This is a genomic window from Wenzhouxiangella sp. YN9 (genome assembly GCF_056324165.1).
Genome location: NZ_JBJNIP010000046.1, coordinates 38,541 through 58,506, shown reverse-complemented (window position 1 = coordinate 58,506; position 19,966 = coordinate 38,541). Strand labels below are relative to the sequence as shown.

Below are 19,966 nucleotides of genomic sequence, written 5' to 3'. Positions count from 1 at the left end.
CTGTAATTTGCCTCAGGCAATCGCATCGCAACAGCGCAGGACAAAGCCATGCAGGAAACAGAGCTGACCACCGGCCAGGAACTCAAGGCCATGATCGAATTGACGCTGCTGGGCGCCATCTGGGGCGGCTCGTTTCTGCTCATGCGCGTGGCCGCACCGGAAATCGGCCCCTTTGCCCTGGTCGAGATCCGGCTTTTCTTCGGCGCGCTGGTGCTGCTGCCCTTCGTCTACCGCGCGCGCAAACAGCTGGCCGGGCGCTGGCACGTGCTGCTTGTGATCGGCATTCTGAACTCGGCGGTACCGTTTACCCTGTTCGCCTGGGCCACCTCCATCGCGCCGGCCGGCATCAGCGCCATCGCCAACAGCATGACGGCCCTGTTTGCCGTCGTCTTCGCCGGGCTGTTCTTCGGCGAGAAGATGGGCATCCGCCGCGGCATCGGCCTGGCCTCGGGCATCATCGGCGTTGGCGTCATGGTCGGCATGCCGATGGCCGGCGTGCCGGTCGGCCAGGCCGCGCTGGCGGCAACCACAGCCGCCGCCTGCTACGGCCTGTGCAACAACCTGATACGGCGTTACCTCGGTGGGTTGCCGCCCGTTGCCCTGGGTGGCGCCACGCTGTCTTGCGCCACCGTTGTGCTGCTGCCGGTCGCGGTCTGGCAGTGGCCGGAGCACTCGCTGTCATTCACCGTCTGGACCAGCGCCGTGACGCTCGGCGTACTGTGCACCGGCATTGCCTATGCCTTGCTGTTCCGCCTGATCGAGACCATCGGCCCGGCGCGCACCGCCACCGTCACCTACCTGGTGCCGCTGTTCGGCGTCGCCTGGGCCCGATTGGTGCTGGGTGAGACCATCACCCCCGCAATGATGATCGCCGGCGCCCTGATCCTCGGCGGCGTGGCCCTGAGCCAGTCCCGCCGCCGGCGCCCGGTCGTTCCGCGCCAGGCTTGAGAAGGGGCACGGCTTCAGCCACCTGATCAACCCGATCGACGGCGCCGACCACCAAACCCATGAGGATGTTTGAACTACTTTTCAGTCGGCCCCAACCCCGTATACTATCTAGCCAGTCTAGCCAAACAGGTGCTCCGATGAGCTGGACACTCGCCGACGCCAAGAACAAGTTCAGTGAAGTCGTCAAACGCGCGCTTACCGAAGGTCCCCAGCGGGTGACGCGGCGTGATGACGCGGTGGTGATTGTCTCGGAGGCCGAGTATCAGCGCCTGACCGGGCAGCAGCCCGGCTTTCGTGATTACCTGCTCGGGGCGGCCCGAGCCTGAAAGATGTCGACCTGACGCGGGATCGCTCACCCGACCGCGACGTTTCACTGTGAGAGTTCTGCTCGACACCTGCGTACTTTCCGAGATCCGTCACCGGCATTAGAATCATCAACCCCTGGGCACCACTGGGCGTGCACGATGCTTGAAGACTGCGACAATCCGCACAGACAACATGCGCACTTCATCACAAGCAGAGCCTGCCGTGATTCCTGAATCCACTATTACCTGCCTCTCGTGCGGCCACCGTGAAACTGAAACCATGCCCACCGACGCCTGCCAGTACCTCTACGACTGCAAGCGCTGCGGCGCCGTGCTGCGGCCGAAAAAGGGCGACTGCTGTGTCTTCTGCAGCTACGGAACCGTGCCCTGTCCGCCGATGCAAACAGCAGACCGAAGCATTTGACATGCATTATACAGCGGTGTATTTTTAACATCATGGTTCGCACTCAGATCCAACTCCCCGACGAGCTCTACCGAGAGGCGAAGCGGATTGCCGCCGAACAGGAAATCAGCCTGGCTGAAGTTCTACGCCGCGGATTGGAGCACATGCAGCGCATCTACCCACCCGGACGCAGCGACCGCCCGTGGCAACCGCCCGCGGCTGACGCGCTCGGGGAATTCCAGGCGCCGGAAGAACGCTGGCGCGAGCTGGGCAATGCCTGACGTGTCGGGGTCAACGTGCTCTCCATAGATACCAACATCCTGCTGTACGCGCACAATCGTGACTGCCCCGAGCATCAGCCAGCGCGGGCGTTCATCGAGCAATGCGCCGAGCGCGACGACGTAGCGATCTGCGAACTTGTCTTGCTGGAGCTCTACCAGCTACTGCGCAATGCAGCCGTACTGGCCAGCCCGCTTGACGCGCCCGATGCCGCGGCCGTGTGCATGGCCTGGCGCAACAATCCTCGCTGGGCACTGATAGAAAATGCGCCGGTCATGGACAAGCTCTGGACCGTTGCGCAACGCCCCGGCATCGCCCGGCGAGCCGTATTCGACGCCCGCATCGCGCTGACCCTTCGTCATCACGGCGTCACCGACTTCGCCACCCGCAACACCGCCGACTTCGAAGCCTTCGGCTTCACCCGCCTGATCAACCCGATCGACGGCGCTGATCACCAGATCCATGAGGGTGCCTGAGCTACTTTTCAGTCGGCATCAGCCCCCGTTTCCCCTTCCAGCCCTGCCGCTGGACCGACCGCGACGGCATGGAGCGCGCCAACTACCAGCTCTTTCTCACCGAGCTGTGCCAGTTGCTGGATCTGCCCGGCCCCGAGCCGGCCGGGCCTGATCCGGAGAAAAACGCCTACGTCTTCGAACGCCGGGTCGACATCGACCACCCCGACGGCTCCACCACCCGCGGCTAAATCGACCTCTACCGCCGCGGCCATTTCGTGTTCGAAGCCAAGCAGGTTGGCGAAAAGCACGAATCCAGCCGCTGGGACAAGGCCATGCTGCGCGCCGCCGCGCCGGCGACCCTATACAACTTCCGCCTCGTAGCCGCCGCGCAGGAAGAATATGCCCAGCGTCAGGAAAGCCACCGGATAGGTCACGAAACTCAGCGGGGAAAGAATGATCGACAGCGCCAACAGCGAGCTGATCAGCAGCATGACGGCGAACACTTTCAGCGTTGTCGCACTGCCGGCATCGGTGACCAGCAAGGCGATCGACAGGGCCAGGCCAGTCAGGCCGAGGATGAAACCCGTGATTATGAACCAGGCCGAGGCCGCGACCACAAGGCCATCGCGGATCGGGTTCGTGAACTCTCCGCTCAGGCTCAATCCCAGATCGAACAGCACGGTAGCGGTCAGCAGCGCGGCGGCAATGGCCATTATCAGCAGCAGGACGGCACAGACACCGCCTTGAAGCTGGTTCTTGATAATGCGACGAAGACTCAGGTAGAGATAGATTTCCATCCCTCCAATCAACACGAACAGTCCGTCCATCGGCCCCAGGCGAGTGATGTCGGCGCTGAAGCTTTCCGCTACCGACGCGGCAGCAAACCCTTGCCAGAGGGCGGTGAACCAGTAGACGGGAAACAGGACAGCGAGTGCGATGGCGACATAGCCAGGCAGGGTGTGTTCACGAGTCATGGGATTTCCTCCCTTGCGTTTGGTGGTCTTCGACGAACTCGAGCAGATCGCCCGGCTGACAAGCAAGTGCTTCGCAGATCGCCTCGAGAGTGCTGAAACGGATGGCCTTGACCCGCCCGTTCTTGAGCAGCGAAAGATTGGTCATCGACACGCCGACCTTTTGCGACAGCTCGGTCAGGGACATCTTGCTTTTCGCCAGCTCAATATCCAGGTTGATGCGAATGGCCATAGACCGGACCCTCAGTACGAATGTTATGCTATTCGTCTTATAATTTACGCTTATCGTAAACTAATTAACGAGCAAAGACAACCCCTCGGCCATACCTCGGAGTCTGATGGTCAGGATGGTGGTAATTCGCTGGGTGAGCTCAGCGGCGCCGCCAGGCGTGAAAGCGCTCCAGCCAGGCAAGCGCCCGTTCAGGTGCATGCGCTCGCTTCCATTGGCCGGCGACGAACTTGTTGGCCTCGATCAGGGTGGGATAGGCGTGGATGGTGCCCAGGATCTTGTTCAGGCCCAGCCCGTGGCGCATGGCGGTGACGAATTCACCGATCAGCTCGCCGGCGCTCTCGCCGACGATGGTTGCCCCCAGAATCCGGTCCTTGCCGGGTACGGTCAGCACCTTGACGAAGCCGTGCGCCCCGCCTTCGGTGATGGCACGGTCGAGTTCGCCCAGGTCGTAGCGGGTGACTTCGTATTCGATGCCGGCATCGCGCGCCCCGGTTTCATTGCGCCCGACATGGGCAATTTCCGGATCAGTGAAGGTGACCCGGGGAATGACCGAGTAGTCGGCCTTGAAACGACGAATGCCCAGCAGCAACGCATTGACCGCGGCATACCAGGCCTGATGAGACGCCGTGTGGGTGAACTGGTACGGCCCGGCAACGTCACCGCAGGCGAAGATGTTCGGGTAGCGCGTCTGCAGAAACTCGTTGAGCTCCAGCGTGCGGGTCGGCGAGATCTCGACGCCCAGTTCTTCGAGGCCAAACCCGGCCGTGTTGGGGGTACGGCCAACCGCCACCAGAATCTGGTCGAACTCGAATTCCACATCACCGCCCTGATGTTCGCAAATCAGAACCTGTCTGCCATCGCGCCGCTGCACGGCTTTTGCCTTGTGTCCGGTACGCACGTCGATTCCTTCGGCGGCGAAGCGCTCGGCAAGGAAAGCCGAAACATCGGGGTCTTCGCGGGTCAGCAGCCGGGGCGCCATTTCGACCTGGGTCACCCGGCTGCCAAATCGCGCAAAGGCCTGGCTGAGCTCGCAGCCGATATTGCCGCCACCGAGCACGAGCAGGCGCTGCGGCAGCTCGCGCAGGTTCCACACCGTGTCGGAGGTCAGATAATCGACCTTGTCGAGGCCCGGAATTGGCGGCACCAATGGCCGCGCTCCCGTCGCCACCACGATGCTGCGGGTTGTCAGCTCGCGGCCGTTGACTTCGACCGTATACGGCGATGTGATGCGGGCTTCGCCTTCGATTGCGTCCACGCCCAGCGAGCGATAGCGCTCAATGGAATCGTGCGGGGCAATTTCCGCGATGACGTGTTGAATACGCTCCATGACCTGGGCAAAGTCGACGCGAATGTTGTCGGCGTGGACGCCAAACTCGCCGCCGCGCCGCATCAGGGAGGCAACGCGCGCCGAGCGGATCATGGCCTTGGACGGCACGCAGCCGTAGTTCAGGCAGTCACCGCCCATCCGGTCTTTCTCTACCAGCGTGACTTTGGCGCGCACGGCCGCCGCTATGTAGGCGGTAACCAGCCCGGCCGAGCCGGCGCCGATGACGACGAGATTGCGATCGAAATGCCGCGGTCTGGGATAACCCTTCAACGCCCTGCGCGATTTTGCTCGCTCGATCAACTTGCGTGCAATCAACGGAAACAGGCCGAGCAGAACGAACGCAGCAATCAATCCGGGCGAGAGCACGTCGGAGGTACGCTCGATGGTCGCGATCTGAGTGCCGGCATAAACAAAGACCAGCGTGCCCGGCAGCATTCCGAGCTGGCTGATGACATAAAAGGTTGCGGTACGTATCGGCGTCAGGCCCATGACCAGGTTGACCACGAAAAACGGAAATGCCGGCACCAGCCGCAGCGTGAACAGGTAGAAAGCGCCGTCTTTTTCAATCCCCCGATTGATTGCCTTCAGGCGCCGCCCATACTTGTTCTGCACCCAGTCGCGCAGAAGATAGCGGGCCACGAGAAAAGCCAGCGTGGCGCCAATGGATGAAGCAAACGAGACCAGCAGCGTGCCCCGGAACAGCCCGAATACCGCGCCGGTGATCAGGGTCATCACGGCAGCACCCGGCAGCGACAGCGCCGTGACGGCCACATAGACCAGAAAGAATATCCCGGCCGATACCCACGGGCTGGCGTTTACCGCGGCCTGCAGACGACCCTGCTGTGCCTTGAGCCATGACAGCTCCAGGTACTGCCCGAGATCGAAAGCGAAGAACAGGATGATGGCCGCGATGATGCACGTCAGAAGCGCGATTCTTGTCTTGTTCATGACCGATGCCTGAAGGCTCGGGAATCGACTCGACGCTGCAGCGATCGCCGGCGCAGCGAGCGGGCCATGGCCTCATGCAGCATCGGTCAGGGCGCCCCCGCAGCTGCTGCCCTGCCCTGCGGTGCAGCCATAGCAATGGTCAGCCACGTGGATCGGCTTGCCTGTGAGCTCTGCGTCAACAAGGTCGCGCAGATGCACGTGGTGATCGGCTGTTGCGCCCAGCGGCATGTCGAGCATCTGATTGAAGTCGCAGTCGTAAACGTAGCCGCGCCAGTCCACGCTGATCAGATCGCGGCACATGACGCTGCCCAGATTATCGCGTCGATAGGCATTCTTGAGCAGGGCCATGTAGTCATCGAACTGGTTTTTCGATACCAGCATGCTGCCAAAGCGCTTGATCGGCATGTTGGTGATGGTATACAGATGATTGAACTCGATGCCGAACTCCGCGCGCAGGTGCGCTCGGTAATCGGCCTCCAGCGGCGCCTGCGGCGGGGGCAGCTGCGGGCCATCGGGGTTGTAGACCAGGTTGAGGGTCAATCCGCTGCCGTGGCGGCCGTAGCCGAGCGCATTGAGCGCCTGCAAAGCGGTGATGCTGCTTTGAAACACCGTCTTGCCGCGCTGGCGGTCAACGGTTTGCTCGGTGTAACAGGGCAGTGACGCAATCACCTCGACCTGCTGCGATGCCAGAAACCCGGCAACCCATTCGTAGCCGGGCTCGTTGAGGATGGTTGGATTGCAGCGATCGATGACGTGGATGCCCATGTCCCGCGTTGCTTGCACCAGATCGCGAAAATGCGGGTTCATTTCCGGCGAGCCCCCGGTGACATCGAGCGTCTGGATGGCGTGGGCGCGCATGAACTCCAGCGCCGTATCGATGGTGTCGCGCGCCATCAGCTCGGTTCGCTTCGGGCCGGCGGCAACGTGGCAGTGAGTGCAGGCCAGGTTGCACAGATAGCCGAGATTCATCTGCAGCGTTTGCAGCGGCCGGCGGCGGATCGCGGGAAAGTCGGTATCGATCAGCCGTATTCTGGTGTCGTGCATGGGTGTTTCATCCTCCGGTTGCCTTGCGATGGCGGATTTCGAGCTCATCGAGTTGTTGCCGATCCGGCGTGCTCGAATATAGCCGATAGCGGTGCACGCAGGCGTCAAGACTGCAACCGGAAGCACGGATCATCCCTTCGGGCGCGCAGGCCCTCGGGTCGGGCCGAGCCGAGCCGGCCCAGCCCTTTGGGAATCGATCTGAAAAAGGCGGCTTGCCGGACGGCGCAGTCAGTCAGGCGCGATCGACCAGTCCGCTCTCGCCGGCCTTGTCGGCGCAGTGTGCGCAGCAGTAGACCGTCTGCTTTTTCTGTACGCCGTGCCCGATGACCCGACAACCACAATGGGCACACTCGGGTGCCAGCGTGTGAATGGCGCACTCGAAGGAATCGAATTCGAAGCGCTCGCCGTCTTTCTCGACGGTGAACGTGTCGTCGTACTCATTGCCGCAGCTTGCACAGATACCCATGCCACGCCTCCTTGAAGGATTGGTTTGAGTTCAATTCTCACCCTACCGCCGATCGAACTGCCCTGCAGCGGTGACGGCATTATTTCTCGAATACCAGCCGATCGGGTTCGGCGCCGAGCTCGGCAAGCGCGTCCTTGACGGCCTGGTCGAATTTCGGCGGGCCGCAGGTGTAGAAGCGCTGATCGAAGTCGTCGATATGTTCGGCCAGAAAATCGCGATCGATCCGGCCTTCCGGATACGGCATGCCTTTGGCGTCATCGCAAAGAAAGATGCATCTGTCGCCGAGGTAGTGGCGGAATTCCTTCTCGTTGATGATGTCATCAGGGCTGCGGTTGGCAAAGATCAGGCCGTGGCCGTCGAGCTGATCGTCGGCAGCCAGCTGCCTGAGCATGGCCATCATCGGCGTGATGCCGGCGCCGCCGGCGATGAACCAGCCCGGGCCCTGATAGGTCAGCACGCCGAAGGAATCCGACATCATCAGCTTGTCGCCGGCCCCAAGCGAGTGCAGCTTCCGGGTAACGCCTTCATGCTCGGGATACCCCTTGATGGTGAACTCGAGCGCGCCGGCATCATGCAGATTGGTTGGCGTGAACGGTCGCCCCTTTTCGCGCCAGTCGTCTTCGTCGACAGCCAGTTCCACGCCCTGCCCGGGCTCGTAGTCGAGCCCGTCGGGCCGGGTAACGATAAAGCGCTTGACGTCGTGGGTGACGAACTCGGTCATCAGGATTTCGACGCGATGGTCCATGTTGGCTCTCCTCGGGCTTTACCTCCTACAGCAGCTCGCGCAGCATGTAGGGCAGGATGCCGCCGTGGCGGTAATAGGCGACTTCGGCTGGTGTATCGATGCGAATTTTCGCCTCGAAGCTCCGGGTATCGCCCTCGCCATTGCGAGCCTCTACCTTGACGCGCTCGGGCAGCTTGTCGCTGCCTTCGATGCCGGTGATGTCGAAAGTCTCCTCGCCACTCAGCCCCAGCGACTCGGCGCTGTCGCCATCGACGAACTCGAGCGGCAGCACGCCCATGCCGATCAGGTTGGAGCGGTGGATGCGCTCGTAGGACTCGGCAATGACCGCGCGCACGCCCAGCAGCGCCGTGCCCTTGGCGGCCCAGTCGCGCGAGGAGCCCGAGCCGTATTCCTTGCCGGCCAGCAGTACCAGCGGGGTGTCGTTGGCGATGTAGTTGACGGCGGCATCGTAGATGGTCGTGACCGGTGCTCCGTCCTGGGTGAAGTCGCGGGTAAAGCCGCCTTCGGTCCCCGGCGCCAGGTGGTTTTTCAGGCGTACGTTGGCGAAGGTGCCGCGAATCATCACTTCGTGGTTGCCGCGGCGCGCGCCGTAGGAGTTGAAGTCCTTGGGCTCGATGCCCTCATCCATCAGATACTCGCCGGCCGGCGAGTCGGCCGCGATGGCGCCGGCCGGGCTGATGTGGTCGGTGGTCACCGAGTCACCCAGCAGGGCGAGCACGCGCGCACCGGTAATGTCGGTCAGCGGCTCGGGCTCGCGCGTCATGCCGTCGAAAAACGGCGGCTTGCGCACGTAGGTCGATTCGGGCTGCCACTCGAAGGTATCGCCCTCGGAAATGTCCATGCCCTGCCAGCGCTCGTCGCCGGCGTACAGGTCCGAGTAGCCCTCGGTGAACATGTCGGCGCGCAGGTTTTCGCTGATGGTGGCCTCGATCTCATTTGGCGAGGGCCAGATGTCTTTCAGGTAGACCGGATTGCCGTCGCCGTCGGTGCCCAGCGGGTCGCGGGTCAGATTGATGTGCATGCTGCCGGCCAGCGCGTAGGCCACGACCAGCGGCGGCGAGCCGAGGAAGTTCATCTTCGTTTCGGCATGAATGCGGCCTTCGAAGTTGCGGTTGCCCGAAAGCACCGAGCAGACCGTCAGATCCTTGTCCTTGATCGCCTGACTGATTTCCGGCGCCAGCGGCCCGGAGTTGCCGATGCAGGTAGTGCAGCCGTAGCCGACCAGATGGAAGCCGAGCTTTTCAAGATACGGCGTCAGGCCAGCGCGCTCGATGTAATCGGACACCACGCGCGAGCCGGGCGCCAGCGAAGTCTTGACCCAGGGCTTGCTTGCCAGACCCTTCTCGACGGCATTTCTTGCCAGCAGCGCTGCGCCGATCATCACCGCGGGGTTGGAGGTGTTGGTGCATGAGGTGATGGCGGCAATCACGACCGAGCCGTGATCGAGCTCGAAACTGCGGCCATCGTCGAGCGTGACTTCCACCGGCGTCGACTCCCAGTCGGCATTTTCATCCGGCGGCGTGTGCGGCGCGTCACCGGGATGGTTTTCGTGGGCGGTGAATGGGTCGCTGGCCGGGAACGAGGCGGCCGAAGAAGCATCCAGGCTGCCGCGGACCGCCTTTTCCTGTGACTCGCCGGCCAGCAGGGCGGAGACCGCCTTGGGCGCGATGCGCAGCGGCACCCGGTCCTGGGGGCGCTTGGGCCCGGCCAGCGACGGCTCGACCGTGCTCAGATCGAGTTCGACGACTTGCGAGTAGTCGGGTTCGTGATCGGGGTCGTGCCACAGGCCCTGCTCCTTCGCATAGGCCTCGACAAGCTTGACCTTGTGCTCGTCCCGGCCGGTCAGGCGCAGGTAGGACAGGGTTTCATCGTCGATCGGGAAGATGGCGCAGGTCGAGCCGTATTCCGGGCTCATGTTGCCCAGGGTGGCGCGGTTGGCCAGCGGCACGTTGGCCACGCCGGGGCCGAAGAATTCGACGAATTTGCCGACCACGCCCGTTTTCCTGAGCAGCTCGGCGACGGTCAGCACCAGGTCGGTGGCGGTGGCGCCGGCGGGAAGCTCGCCGGTGAGCTTGAAGCCGACCACCTGCGGCGTGAGCATGCTGATGGGCTGGCCCAGAATGGCGGCCTCGGCCTCGATGCCGCCCACGCCCCAGCCCAGAACACCCAGGCCGTTGATCATCGGGGTATGCGAGTCCGTGCCCACAAGAGTGTCGGGATAGGCCAGCAGGCCGTCGTCGGTTTCACGCGTGAAAACGGTACGCGCGAGGTATTCCAGATTGACCTGATGGCAGATGCCGGTATCGGGCGGCACCACCTTGAAATCATTGAAGGCCTGCCCGGCCCAGCGCAGCAGCTGGTAGCGCTCGGCGTTGCGTTCGAACTCGAACTTGGCGTTGATGAAGAACGCGTCGGGCTGGCCGAAGGCATCGACGATAACCGAATGGTCGATGACCAGATCGGATGGAATCTGCGGGTTGATGCGCCGGGGGTCACCGCCCAGGTCGGCCATGGCGTTGCGCATGGCAACCAGATCGACGACCGAAGGCACGCCGGTGAAGTCCTGCATCAGCACCCGCGCCGGCGTGAACTGCACCTCCTGATCCGACTCGACCTCGGGCTGCCACTGGGCCAGCGCGTTGATCTGGTCGGCGGTAATTCCCTCTCCGTCTTCGTTGCGCAGCAGATTCTCGAGCAGAACCTTCAGGCTGAAAGGCAGGCGTGCGCTTCCCTCGACCGCATCGAGCCGGTAGATGGTGTAGGTGGTGTCGTCGACGACAAGCTGGTCGCGGGATTGGAAACTGTTCTTTGACATGCTGCGCTCCTTGAGAATGCACGGGTGGCTGACGGAGGCTTCTGAAACTCCTCTTTCACTTCAACACCTAGCATAGCAGACGCAGCCAACCTGCTGACTGTATTGGACAAATTCAGCCAGATAGCCAGCCATTCGTGGCTGCATCCGCAGTCTGCTTCATGTCCTCGGGTCAGCTCTTCTCGACCTTGAGCACGCCCTTCATGCCCGCAGCAAAGTGGCCGGGGAAGGTGCAGATATACTCATAATCACCCGGCTCCTCGGGGGCTGTGAAGGTCACCGTCTCGGACTCGCCGCCGGCCACCATGCCGGTGGCAGCGATCACCTGATCATCCATGTCGGCGGGCATGTAGTCATTGTCGGCGCCGGCCTGGGTGGCCGCCTGGTCATAGGCCTCGGCGTCGGCAGCGGCAACCAGCAACACCCAGTTGTGCGACATTGCGTTGGCCGGCAGCTCGGTATTGTTGACCAGCTTGATCGTCACCTCTTCGCCCGGCTTGACGGTGATCGTCTCGGTGTCGAACTTGAGCGAGTCGAGGCCCTCGATTTCAATGGTCTTGGCCTGCACCGCGACAGCGGCCAGAGCCATCGCCGTGAAAAGCATCAATCTCAATGACTTGCTTAACATGATTCATCTCCTTTGTCTCATCGTGAGACGGGTGAGCTCCCCTTCTACGGGCACGGAAGCGAATGCCTCTCACTTCAGTGCCCGATACTGATTCTGACAGGAGCGTCGGGCGACAGTTTCGTGGACGCGGCCCACCGCGCTGAAAGCCGAGAGACCCTGTCACCCCCTCCTGTGCCGCAGATCATCCGCAGAGCGATTCTTTCTCGCCCACCACCTTCACTTGCCGAGCGAACGAAGCGCACGTAAAATACGTGATGCACGTGAAACGATGAACCTGATGAAACAAAATATCACGCTCTCGATGGATGCCGATCTGCTGCGCGGAGCTCGGGTACTGGCTGCCGAACAGGGCACGTCGGTCAGCAAGCTGCTGGCCGCGGAACTGGAGCGACTGGTCCGTGACAACCGGAGCCGGCGGCGCGCGCGCGAGCAAGCGCTGGCGGCGCTCGAACGCGGATTCCACCTTGGCGGAGAAGGCATCGACCGGGACGCGCTGCATGAACGCTAGCTTCGTCGACACCAATATCCTGATCTACGCACACGATGTCGATGCCGGCGACCGCCACTGGCGCGCCCGGAAGCTAATCGCCGATCTTTGGGAGTCCGGATCGGGCATGTTGAGCACCCAGGTGCTCAACGAGTTTTACGTCAACGTCACGAGAAAGATCCCCACGCCGCTCGACCCGGCCACGGCGCGCTCGCTGATCGAACCTTATCTGAGCTGGCAGGTATGCACGCCCGGCCCCGAAAGCGTGCTGATCGCATCGGAGATCGCCCAGCGACACCGGATTTCCTACTGGGATGCGCTGATCATTCACGCTGCCAGCAGCGGTGGTGCCTCCGTCTTGTATTCCGAGGACCTCAATGCCGGGCAGATCATCGAAGGCATCAGGATCATCAACCCGCTGGATACCTCCCGCGTGCAGGAAGCTGAGCCAGCCGGCGGGGCCTGAACCACCTCTTGCTTGAACAGCCGGCTGCAGCGGGAACTTGATGGCTCAGTCAGGTTTCAGGCGCTTCGGTCGTCTATGCGTATCGAAATGACCACGATTCCGAAGGACTCCCGATGATCGAAGCACAACCCGCTCGCACCCGCCCTGCCCTCGATTCAAGCGTGGCGCACTACCGCGCGGTGGATCGAGTGATGCGTCCATGAACACTGATCACGAGCTCGTACGATAGCGAAGCAAATGGCAGAAGACACCCACGGCAGCACCGCGGGCGTGGTCGTTGGTCAATTCACTTCGAAACGATCCTGAAAGATTTGCGGTGGGAACCACTCGTCAGCACCCGCATCGAAGGGCGTCGCCGCGCTCGTTGCTTCCACGCCACGTTGCTGTCCGTCCATGTCGGGATTTGCCGGTGCGTGCGTGCCGTCGCACAGATCGATGGCCGGGGAATGTCCTTGCAGATGATGGTCGCCGCCAGCAGAATCGACAAACCGAGGATTTTGCTTGATGATATCTGCGGCCGCGGGCAGGCTCTCGGTTTCGTTAACGATCATGCAGTCTGCGCTCAGGTTGACCATGCTCCCCACCGAGGTGTCGAGCATGTAGACATCGCGACCGGGGTTCCAGAAGATATTACCGAACAGGTCGGTGATTGCCCCGTTGCTTGAGCTCCCAAGGACCTCGATCACGGGCGGGCTGCCGCTCGAGGGCGTGTTGTTGGCAAAACTTGACCAGGCAATCTCAAGGCGGGTGCCGCCGAATTGACGAATCAGCTGGGTGTCGCCGTTATGCGAGCTGATCACGTTGCCTTCCATGAACAACTGCCCATGAGTGATCTCGGCCAGTGAGCCATTCAGCCCGGCGGTATTTCCCGACATGAAGGTTTGATTGACGGTCGCCGTCACGGTAGGGGTGCCCCAGATCCGCAAGGCACCCCCGACCAGGTCGGCGGAATTGTTCGACAGACTGGAACACGGCGCCAGGGCATCTCCTGCGAGAAACGCACGGCAAGTGTTGCCATCGGTGCGCTTCATGGTGAAACTGCTGTTCGCGCTGACGCCGACACCGCCACCGCTATTAGCCGAGTTGCCGACAATCCGACCATCGAGCGATTCGAACGGCGAATCGTGGACGACCCACACGCCCCCGCCTTCCCTTTCTGCAGAATTATTGGCGACAACGGCCGAAGCCCCGGGGTTGCCTTCCACCAGAAACCCCGGGGAAGCGCCGTTGAGCACGATTTCACTGCCGTACAATCCGGCAATCCCCCCACCGGATACCGAGGCCTGGTTAGCCACGATTCCCTGGAGAATGCCGCCGGCGTGGGTGACAACCAGACAGTTTCTGGCAAAGATTCCGCCGCCGCGAGACGCGGAATTGTCGAAAATCAGAGCGGAATCGATGATCACCGCCAATTGATCCTGGGGTGCCACACAAGCGATGCCGCCGCCGTCGCCAGCGCTGTTGCCCTGGATCAGGGTTTCGAAGACGAAGAGCGTCGTATCCGCATCACCGGTTATCTGAATTCCACCTCCGTCGGTTTCCGCGGTGTTGCCGCTTACGTTCAGATCGGTAAGCGAGACCCAGAAGTTGCCTTCGACATGGATGCCGCCACCGCGCTCGGAAGGGCTAGATTCATTGCCGTTGGTGATGTTCAGCCGTTCGAGACCCACCAGCCAGGAACCGCTTGTGTTTCCACTCTCGTAGATATTCAGCACGACGTTGCCGCCGTTGTCGGTACCATCGAGCGTCGATTTGGCGGTGGGTTCGGTGGCGGTGCAGTTCTCGAAACCACCGATCAGGGTCAGACTCTTGTCAAACACCTCGAAACTGCCCGTGAATGTCTCTTTCTGAAGGCGAATCTCGCCGCCGTCGGGCGCGATATCGATCGCAGCCTGCAGGTCGCTGAGGTCGCAACTCCCGCCACTGCCAACGTAGATCGGTGGAGCCTGCAGTTCTTCGCCCGACTGCCGTAGACGCTGGTAGCGGGGATCCACGGTAATCCGCTGCGCGGCCTCGGTACCAAAAGCGAACTCGGGCGGCGCAGCGTAGAGTGCGCCGGTTACGCAGAGAAGGCATGGAATCAGCCCGGAGCTCGCAACGTGAAACGCTCGTGACAAGGACATGGAGGGCTCCCAAATATGTGTACCTGCCCTTTCCTACGAAAAAATCCGGATCGACATGACACGGTCGCCTGAGCGGCCCTACCGTTCTTCGACCGTCTTCTCATAAAGCCCCGGAAAGCGTCCGTCCGGATCGCACTCGCGCTTGAGGGCCTCGTAGGTCTCGCGGTCGTATTCCTGCCAGAAGGTCGCTTCATCGTAAGTGCTGCGCGAATACAGGCTCTTCTTGCCGCCGTGTTTCGCCACCAGCTTTTCGACCAGGGCGTTGTAGTGGCCGTCGGGTTCGTTCGAGGGAATCATGTCCCAGAAGCCGAAGTTGATGTAGGGCGTGTCGGTGCGTAGTTCGAACAGGGAAAAGCGGCCGTCGGGCACGATGAAGGGGCAGATCCAGACCGGGCGGATGCCGATGGCGGATTCGAAATCCTCGAGGAAGGCGGCGGCGTTGTCGATCGGGATGTCGATATCCTGGATGACCGACTCGGTGCGCGGACGGACGTATTGCAGCAGGCTCAGCGGCCAGCGCCGGCTGGCGCGCATGATCTTCTGGTAGGTGATGCTCGACAGGCGCCTGCGCCCCAGCACGAAGCGCAGCGGCTTGAAGTTCATGCCGACGTTCTTGCTGCACCAGAACCAGTCGGTATCCCAGCGCCACAGATAGTCGTGGATGCTCAGGTAATCTTCGCGCTTGTGGCGCAGGCTCTTCCAGTACTGCTGCATCCAGGTGTAGTCGCTCGGCGCGGTACCGGCCGGCGGCGACTCGGCAAAGCTTGCGCGCACGAGCACGAACTCGTCGGGCGCGAAGTACACCGCATCGAGGTAGTCGCAACTCGGCTGCGCGCATTCTTCTCCGATGGCGGCAAACAGCGCCTGCGAATCGCTGAAGCGAGTGTGCTCCAGGCGCAGGTATTGCTTGACCGGGACCAGCTCCACCCGCAGCCGGGTGGCATACCCCAGGCTGCCGAAGGAGTTGGGAAAGCCGAAGAACAGCTCGGGGCGCTCATCCGGCGAGCAGGTCAGCACGCGGCCGTCGGCGACGAGCACGTCCATCTCGCGGACGGTGTGATGAACCAGGCCATGGCGAAAGGCCATGGATTCGATGCCCAGTCCGGTCATCGCGCCGCCGACGGTAATGCTCTTGAGCTGCGGCACGATGGCGGGCGCCAGGCCGTGCGGCAGCGTTGCATCGACCAGGCCGGCGTAGGTGATCATGCCCTCGACATCGGCAACGCCGGCTTCAGCGTCGATGGCAATGACGTGATCGAGCGATGTCACGTCAAGCTCGGTGCGATTGCCTTCCTCGCGCGGACGAAACAGGTTGCTGGTGCGCTTGCGCAGTCGTACCGGGCCGTGCGAGTCGGTCAATGACGCCGACAGCGCCCCCACGCGACTTCGATGTGCCTGCCAGGCTGCTTCGCTCATGGCTGGCGCACCGACACATAACGCGGCACGTCTCCGTGGCTGAACACCATCTGCCACAGGTTCAGACCGCGGGCGCGAAAGGCGCTGGCCGACATGTTCAGGTAGTAGCGCCACATGCGGTAGAAGCGCTCGTCGAGGCCGTCGTGCTCGGCCAGTCCTGGCCAGGCCTCGAGAAAATTGGCCTCCCAGGCCATCAGCGTGCGGTCGTAGTCCGGGCCGAAGTTGTGCCAGTCCTCGAGCACCAGCAGGCCTTCTTTGGCCCGGGCGAGTTGTGCCTCTGACGGGATAACACCGCCGGGGAAGATGTACTTGCTGATCCACGGATCGGCAGCCGTGCGGCTTTCATTGCCGCCGATGCAGTGCACCAGCGCCAGTCCGCCGGCCTTGAGCCGCGCGTGGATCAGCTCGAAGAAGCCGTGATAGTTCTTCGGGCCAACGTGTTCGAGCAGGCCAACGCTGACTACGCGGTCGAAATCTTCGGACTCGTTGATCGCCTCGCGGTAGTCCTCGAGCCGGATATCGACCGGCAGGCCTTCGCAGATGGCGCGCGCGTAGTCGACCTGCTGGCGGCTGATGTTGAAACTGACGACCTCGCAGCCGTGCTCGGCGGCCAGATAACGGGCCAGCTCGCCGAAGCCGCCGCCGAGCTCGAGGATGCGCATGCCCGGTTCAAGGTGGAGCTTGGCGGCCACCAGCGCCAGCTTGGCGGCCTGGGCCTCGTCCAGGGTTTCGATTTCACCTCGTTGGCCGTAATAGGCGCAGGTGTACTGCATGGTCGGGCCCAGCATGGCCTCGTAGAGCCGGTTGGACAAATCGTAGTGCTGTTCGGCCACCTGGCGGGAGCGACGGCGGCTTTGCGGGTTGCTCAGGCGGCTGAGCAGCGCCTGAAAGAGCGTCGATGGTCTGCGAACCTTGCGATCGAGCCGGGCGCGCTGAATGCGGGTGAAGAAATCGTCAAGCTGATTGGCGTCCCACCAGCCGTCCATGTAGGCCTCGCCCGCTCCCAGCGAGCCTTCGGCCAGAACGCGCTGGTACAGGCGATCGTCATGCACCTGAATATCCCGGGGACGATCACCGTCGATGCTCACGTCAGCGGCCTCGAGCAGTGCGGCCACTTCTTGTTTCGCTGACACGACTGGGCTCCCTCTCTTACGCTGGGTTGCATTCCAATCGCAGCCGGCGGGAGCGCCCCGGCGCGGCTGCCCGGCCCCTCGTCAACCAGCCTAGCCGGGCAGACCTGGCGCGGTCAAGGCGATGCAGCGCTAGCGCAGAAGCAATACGGGAATGGTGCAGCGGCGCAGCACGCTGGTGGTGGTGCTGCCGACAATCAAGCGTCGGATACGCGAGTGGCCATAAGCCCCCATCACCAGCAGATCAATATCCAGCTGCTCAGCCTGCTCGATGATCACGTCCTCGGCATGGCCCGTTCGGACCACGGTCTGCGGCTCGAAACCCGCTTCCTCGAGCGTCTGCCGGGCCCAGTCCAGGCTTTTGCCGAGCTTGCCTTCTTCGCTGCCGGCCACGACCAGATAACAGCCGAGGCCGCGCAGCAGCGGGCTCTGGCAAACCATGGCAACGCATTTTTGCGTAGTGGGGCTGCCGTCGAAAGCAATCGCGAAAGACTCGATCTGCCGGAACTGGCGTGAGCTGACCAGCAGCGGGCGGTGCACCGCGCGAACGGCGCGCTCGAGGTTGGCGCCAAGGTGTCCCTTGTGGAAATCCACCGACTCACCGCGCTTGCCGATCACGAACAGGCGAACGCCGTCTTCGAGCTCGACCAGCGTTTCCGCCAGCGTGCCGTGACGCTGAAGCGCTTGCGGGTCGACGGCGCCGGCCGCGGCGGCACGCCCGGTCATGCGCTCCAGCAGGACGCGCCCCTGCTGCATGGCCAGACGCGAGCGCCGGGCGTCGAGCTCGGCCAACTCTTCAAGCAGGGCCGATTGCGTATCGATGCCGATGTTGCCGCTGTAGTCGGCCTGAGCGGCGTGGCTTGGCTCACGATTGATCACGTGCAGGCACGTCAGCGCGGAGTCCATGCGCCGGGAAGCCCAGGCCGCGTGATCGACAACCGAATCAGCATAAATCGAGGGATCGAGGCAGGCCATGACGCGGCCGTCGGCGGGAATGGTGTAGGTGATCTTGCTCATCAGCGGTCTCCTCAGTGGCCCAGCAGCTTCTCGGCATTCGGTTTGTCGTGCACGCCCAGGCGGTCAACCAGGGTGCGACTGGCCTCATCCATGCCGACGACTTCGACCTCCACGCCTTCGCGACGGAACTTGAGTATGACGCGATCGAGCGCGCCCACGGCGCTCAGGTCCCAGAAGTGGGCGGCGGAGACGTCGATGCGAATGTGTTCCACCACCTCACGAAAGTCAAAGGCGTCCAGAAACTTGTCCGACGAGGCAAAGAAAACCTGCCCGGTGACGGTATAGCGGCGGGTCCGGCCCTCGTCTTCCAGGTGTCGCTCCACGACCAGCACCTGCGACACTTTTCTGGCAAAGCCCAGAGCCGAAAGCAGCACGCCGGTCAACACGCCCTTGGCCAGATCGTGCGTGATCACGGTCACGGCAACGGTTCCGATCATCACCAGGCTCGATGTTCTGGGATGGTGCCTGAGGTTGCTGATCGATTGCCAGCTGAAGGTGCCGAAAGACACCATGATCATCACCGCGACCAGCGCCGCCATGGGAATCATGCCGACATAGTCGTCCAGAAAGACGACCATGATCAACAGAACGACCCCGGCCACCAGAGCGGAAAGCCGCCCCCGCCCGCCGGACTTCACGTTGATGACCGACTGCCCGATCATGGCGCAACCGGCCATGCCGCCGAAAAAGCCGGAGACGATATTGGCCATGCCCTGCCCCCGGGCTTCGCGATGCTTGTCGCTTGGCGTGTCGGTCAGGTCGTCGACAATCTGCGCCGTCAGAAAGGATTCGAGCAGCCCCACAACCATCATGGTCGTCGAAATCGGCAGAATGATCAGCAGGGTCTCCAGCGTCCAGGGCACGTCGGGCAGCAGAAACGTCGGCAGCGAGTCGGGCAGCTCGCCCTTGTCGCCGACGGTCGGCACTTGAATGCCCAGCGCGATCGAGGCTGCGGTCAGCAGCACGATGGCGACCAGGGGCGAGGGCACGGCGCGCGTCAGTCGCGGCAGCCCATAGATGATCAACAGCGCGATCGCCACCATCGGATACACGGCAACCGGCACATCGATCAGCTCGGGGAGCTGGGCAAGAAAGATCAGGATGGCCAGTGCGTTGACAAAGCCGGTCACGACCGAGGTCGAGACGAAGCGCATCAGATTAGCCAGCTTGAGGTAGCCGGCCAGGATCTGAAGCAGGCCGGTGAGAACCGTCGCCGCAAGCAGGTACTCCAGCCCGTGCTCGCGCACCAGCGTGACCATCAACAGCGCCATGGCTCCGGTGGCAGCGGAGATCATGCCCGGACGCCCACCGGTAAACGATATGACCACGGCAATGCAGAACGAGGCATACAGACCGACGCGGGGATCGACGCCGGCAATGAGCGAAAAGGCGATGGCTTCCGGAATCAGGGCCAGAGCCACAACCAGGCCGGCGAGCACGTCACCACGGATATTGGAGAGCCAGTCACGGCGGAGGGTGTAGAGCGCGTTCATGCAAACAATACCTTCTCGGCCCGGGCCGCAGTGGCCGGGCGTGTGCACATGTCAGGGAGATGAAATCGAGCTGATGGCGCCGAGATGAACTGGAACCTCGTCTTGCCGGGCGCACAATCAGTGCCAGCGTATTGTAGACCAGCCAGCACCGCCTGAGGTGCTGAGCTGTTACAGCTGTTGGCCTCCGGCAAGCAGCAGCCGTGCGGCGATGCTCGCCACGCCTGATCAAGCGCCGTTGATCGCCGAGTTGCGGCCGTCGATCCAGGCGGCG

General features: G+C 62.7%; 20 protein-coding genes and 1 pseudogene. 8 read left to right on the top strand and 13 right to left on the bottom strand.

Annotated elements, in window-relative coordinates:
• Positions 1-48 precede the first annotated feature (48 nt).
• The 6 genes and pseudogenes from ACEWQ0_RS01235 to ACEWQ0_RS01210 all read left to right on the top strand — a co-directional run.
• Complete coding sequence (locus tag ACEWQ0_RS01235) at positions 49-948, top strand: DMT family transporter (RefSeq protein ID WP_476484240.1); 900 nt, start codon at positions 49-51, stop codon at positions 946-948.
• 137 nt (positions 949-1,085) lie between these two features.
• Positions 1,086-1,274 carry a type II toxin-antitoxin system prevent-host-death family antitoxin gene (locus ACEWQ0_RS01230; RefSeq protein WP_476484239.1) on the top strand — a complete coding sequence of 63 codons (189 nt, stop codon included), beginning with the start codon at positions 1,086-1,088 and terminating at the stop codon, positions 1,272-1,274.
• A 172-nt stretch (positions 1,275-1,446) separates the two neighbouring features.
• Positions 1,447-1,677 carry a GDCCVxC domain-containing (seleno)protein gene (locus ACEWQ0_RS01225; RefSeq protein ID WP_476484269.1) on the top strand — a complete coding sequence of 77 codons (231 nt, stop codon included), beginning with the start codon at positions 1,447-1,449 and terminating at the stop codon, positions 1,675-1,677.
• Positions 1,678-1,709: 32 nt separating this feature from the next.
• Entirely contained in the window at positions 1,710-1,937 is a 228-nt protein-coding gene (locus tag ACEWQ0_RS01220) for an antitoxin (protein ID WP_476481771.1), read from the top strand.
• Between the two features lie 15 nt (positions 1,938-1,952).
• Positions 1,953-2,411, top strand: a complete 459-nt coding sequence (locus ACEWQ0_RS01215; RefSeq protein ID WP_476481770.1) for a TA system VapC family ribonuclease toxin — start codon at positions 1,953-1,955, stop codon at positions 2,409-2,411.
• Positions 2,412-2,458: 47 nt separating this feature from the next.
• A pseudogene (locus ACEWQ0_RS01210) lies at positions 2,459-2,755 on the top strand (type IIL restriction-modification enzyme MmeI); the annotation flags it as partial.
• Here the strand turns inward: ACEWQ0_RS01210 and ACEWQ0_RS01205 are convergent.
• The 8 genes from ACEWQ0_RS01205 to ACEWQ0_RS01170 form a co-directional block, all read right to left on the bottom strand.
• The gene (locus ACEWQ0_RS01205; protein WP_476484238.1) at positions 2,750-3,364 is read right to left on the bottom strand and encodes a hypothetical protein; all 615 of its coding nucleotides are present in this window, start codon (positions 3,362-3,364) and stop codon (positions 2,750-2,752) included. The pseudogene ACEWQ0_RS01210 and the gene ACEWQ0_RS01205 sit on opposite strands and share 6 nt — an antisense overlap.
• Positions 3,354-3,593, bottom strand: coding sequence for a helix-turn-helix domain-containing protein (locus tag ACEWQ0_RS01200; RefSeq protein WP_476484237.1), 240 nt, complete (start codon positions 3,591-3,593; stop codon positions 3,354-3,356). Before ACEWQ0_RS01200 ends, ACEWQ0_RS01205 begins: the two co-directional genes overlap by 11 nt.
• Before the next feature lie 139 nt (positions 3,594-3,732).
• A complete protein-coding gene (locus ACEWQ0_RS01195) occupies positions 3,733-5,868 on the bottom strand; it encodes an FAD-dependent oxidoreductase (protein WP_476484236.1) in 2,136 nt (711 codons plus the stop codon).
• A gap of 72 nt (positions 5,869-5,940) precedes the next feature.
• Positions 5,941-6,912 carry an arsenosugar biosynthesis radical SAM (seleno)protein ArsS gene (gene arsS, locus ACEWQ0_RS01190; protein ID WP_476481766.1) on the bottom strand — a complete coding sequence of 324 codons (972 nt, stop codon included), beginning with the start codon at positions 6,910-6,912 and terminating at the stop codon, positions 5,941-5,943.
• A 232-nt stretch (positions 6,913-7,144) separates the two neighbouring features.
• Positions 7,145-7,378 carry a hypothetical protein gene (locus ACEWQ0_RS01185; protein ID WP_476481765.1) on the bottom strand — a complete coding sequence of 78 codons (234 nt, stop codon included), beginning with the start codon at positions 7,376-7,378 and terminating at the stop codon, positions 7,145-7,147.
• A gap of 79 nt (positions 7,379-7,457) precedes the next feature.
• The gene (locus ACEWQ0_RS01180; RefSeq protein ID WP_476481764.1) at positions 7,458-8,123 is read right to left on the bottom strand and encodes a flavodoxin reductase; all 666 of its coding nucleotides are present in this window, start codon (positions 8,121-8,123) and stop codon (positions 7,458-7,460) included.
• 25 nt (positions 8,124-8,148) lie between these two features.
• The gene (gene acnA / locus ACEWQ0_RS01175) at positions 8,149-10,938 is read right to left on the bottom strand and encodes an aconitate hydratase AcnA (protein WP_476484235.1); all 2,790 of its coding nucleotides are present in this window, start codon (positions 10,936-10,938) and stop codon (positions 8,149-8,151) included.
• A gap of 169 nt (positions 10,939-11,107) precedes the next feature.
• Positions 11,108-11,563: a plastocyanin/azurin family copper-binding protein gene (locus ACEWQ0_RS01170; protein ID WP_476484234.1), complete on the bottom strand. Its 456-nt coding sequence runs from the start codon at positions 11,561-11,563 to the stop codon at positions 11,108-11,110.
• A gap of 277 nt (positions 11,564-11,840) precedes the next feature.
• On the opposite strand from ACEWQ0_RS01170, the gene ACEWQ0_RS01165 reads away from it, so the two are divergent.
• Together ACEWQ0_RS01165 and ACEWQ0_RS01160 are read left to right on the top strand one after the other, a co-directional pair.
• Positions 11,841-12,071: a hypothetical protein gene (locus ACEWQ0_RS01165; protein WP_476484233.1), complete on the top strand. Its 231-nt coding sequence runs from the start codon at positions 11,841-11,843 to the stop codon at positions 12,069-12,071.
• Complete coding sequence (locus ACEWQ0_RS01160; RefSeq protein ID WP_476484232.1) at positions 12,061-12,516, top strand: PIN domain-containing protein; 456 nt, start codon at positions 12,061-12,063, stop codon at positions 12,514-12,516. The genes ACEWQ0_RS01165 and ACEWQ0_RS01160 overlap by 11 nt, the downstream gene beginning before the upstream one ends.
• Before the next feature lie 281 nt (positions 12,517-12,797).
• On the opposite strand, the gene ACEWQ0_RS01155 is transcribed toward ACEWQ0_RS01160, so the two are convergent.
• The 5 genes from ACEWQ0_RS01155 to ACEWQ0_RS01135 form a co-directional block, all read right to left on the bottom strand.
• The gene (locus tag ACEWQ0_RS01155; RefSeq protein ID WP_476484231.1) at positions 12,798-14,639 is read right to left on the bottom strand and encodes a right-handed parallel beta-helix repeat-containing protein; all 1,842 of its coding nucleotides are present in this window, start codon (positions 14,637-14,639) and stop codon (positions 12,798-12,800) included.
• A gap of 78 nt (positions 14,640-14,717) precedes the next feature.
• The gene (locus tag ACEWQ0_RS01150) at positions 14,718-16,055 is read right to left on the bottom strand and encodes an FAD-binding oxidoreductase (protein ID WP_476484230.1); all 1,338 of its coding nucleotides are present in this window, start codon (positions 16,053-16,055) and stop codon (positions 14,718-14,720) included.
• A complete protein-coding gene (cfa, locus tag ACEWQ0_RS01145) occupies positions 16,052-17,188 on the bottom strand; it encodes a cyclopropane fatty acyl phospholipid synthase (protein ID WP_476484229.1) in 1,137 nt (378 codons plus the stop codon). The genes ACEWQ0_RS01150 and cfa overlap by 4 nt, the downstream gene beginning before the upstream one ends.
• 129 nt (positions 17,189-17,317) lie before the next feature.
• A complete protein-coding gene (locus tag ACEWQ0_RS01140) occupies positions 17,318-18,202 on the bottom strand; it encodes a universal stress protein (RefSeq protein WP_476484228.1) in 885 nt (294 codons plus the stop codon).
• A gap of 11 nt (positions 18,203-18,213) precedes the next feature.
• The gene (locus ACEWQ0_RS01135; protein ID WP_476484227.1) at positions 18,214-19,695 is read right to left on the bottom strand and encodes a SulP family inorganic anion transporter; all 1,482 of its coding nucleotides are present in this window, start codon (positions 19,693-19,695) and stop codon (positions 18,214-18,216) included.
• Positions 19,696-19,966 lie beyond the last annotated feature (271 nt).

Excerpts from the sequence above, each read along its gene's own strand:
- ACEWQ0_RS01235 (WP_476484240.1), top strand. The coding sequence starts at position 49 with ATGCAGGAAACAGAGCTGACCACCGGCCAGGAACTCAAGGCCATGATC.
- ACEWQ0_RS01230 (WP_476484239.1), top strand. The coding sequence starts at position 1,086 with ATGAGCTGGACACTCGCCGACGCCAAGAACAAGTTCAGTGAAGTCGTC.
- ACEWQ0_RS01225 (WP_476484269.1), top strand. The coding sequence starts at position 1,447 with ATGCGCACTTCATCACAAGCAGAGCCTGCCGTGATTCCTGAATCCACT.
- ACEWQ0_RS01220 (WP_476481771.1), top strand. The coding sequence starts at position 1,710 with ATGGTTCGCACTCAGATCCAACTCCCCGACGAGCTCTACCGAGAGGCG.
- ACEWQ0_RS01205 (WP_476484238.1), bottom strand. The coding sequence starts at position 3,364 with ATGACTCGTGAACACACCCTGCCTGGCTATGTCGCCATCGCACTCGCT.
- ACEWQ0_RS01200 (WP_476484237.1), bottom strand. The coding sequence starts at position 3,593 with ATGGCCATTCGCATCAACCTGGATATTGAGCTGGCGAAAAGCAAGATG.
- ACEWQ0_RS01195 (WP_476484236.1), bottom strand. The coding sequence starts at position 5,868 with ATGAACAAGACAAGAATCGCGCTTCTGACGTGCATCATCGCGGCCATC.
- arsS (WP_476481766.1), bottom strand. The coding sequence starts at position 6,912 with ATGCACGACACCAGAATACGGCTGATCGATACCGACTTTCCCGCGATC.
- ACEWQ0_RS01185 (WP_476481765.1), bottom strand. The coding sequence starts at position 7,378 with ATGGGTATCTGTGCAAGCTGCGGCAATGAGTACGACGACACGTTCACC.
- ACEWQ0_RS01180 (WP_476481764.1), bottom strand. The coding sequence starts at position 8,123 with ATGGACCATCGCGTCGAAATCCTGATGACCGAGTTCGTCACCCACGAC.
- acnA (WP_476484235.1), bottom strand. The coding sequence starts at position 10,938 with ATGTCAAAGAACAGTTTCCAATCCCGCGACCAGCTTGTCGTCGACGAC.
- ACEWQ0_RS01170 (WP_476484234.1), bottom strand. The coding sequence starts at position 11,563 with ATGTTAAGCAAGTCATTGAGATTGATGCTTTTCACGGCGATGGCTCTG.
- ACEWQ0_RS01165 (WP_476484233.1), top strand. The coding sequence starts at position 11,841 with ATGAAACAAAATATCACGCTCTCGATGGATGCCGATCTGCTGCGCGGA.
- ACEWQ0_RS01160 (WP_476484232.1), top strand. The coding sequence starts at position 12,061 with ATGAACGCTAGCTTCGTCGACACCAATATCCTGATCTACGCACACGAT.
- ACEWQ0_RS01155 (WP_476484231.1), bottom strand. The coding sequence starts at position 14,639 with ATGTCCTTGTCACGAGCGTTTCACGTTGCGAGCTCCGGGCTGATTCCA.
- ACEWQ0_RS01150 (WP_476484230.1), bottom strand. The coding sequence starts at position 16,055 with ATGAGCGAAGCAGCCTGGCAGGCACATCGAAGTCGCGTGGGGGCGCTG.
- ACEWQ0_RS01140 (WP_476484228.1), bottom strand. The coding sequence starts at position 18,202 with ATGAGCAAGATCACCTACACCATTCCCGCCGACGGCCGCGTCATGGCC.
- ACEWQ0_RS01135 (WP_476484227.1), bottom strand. The coding sequence starts at position 19,695 with ATGAACGCGCTCTACACCCTCCGCCGTGACTGGCTCTCCAATATCCGT.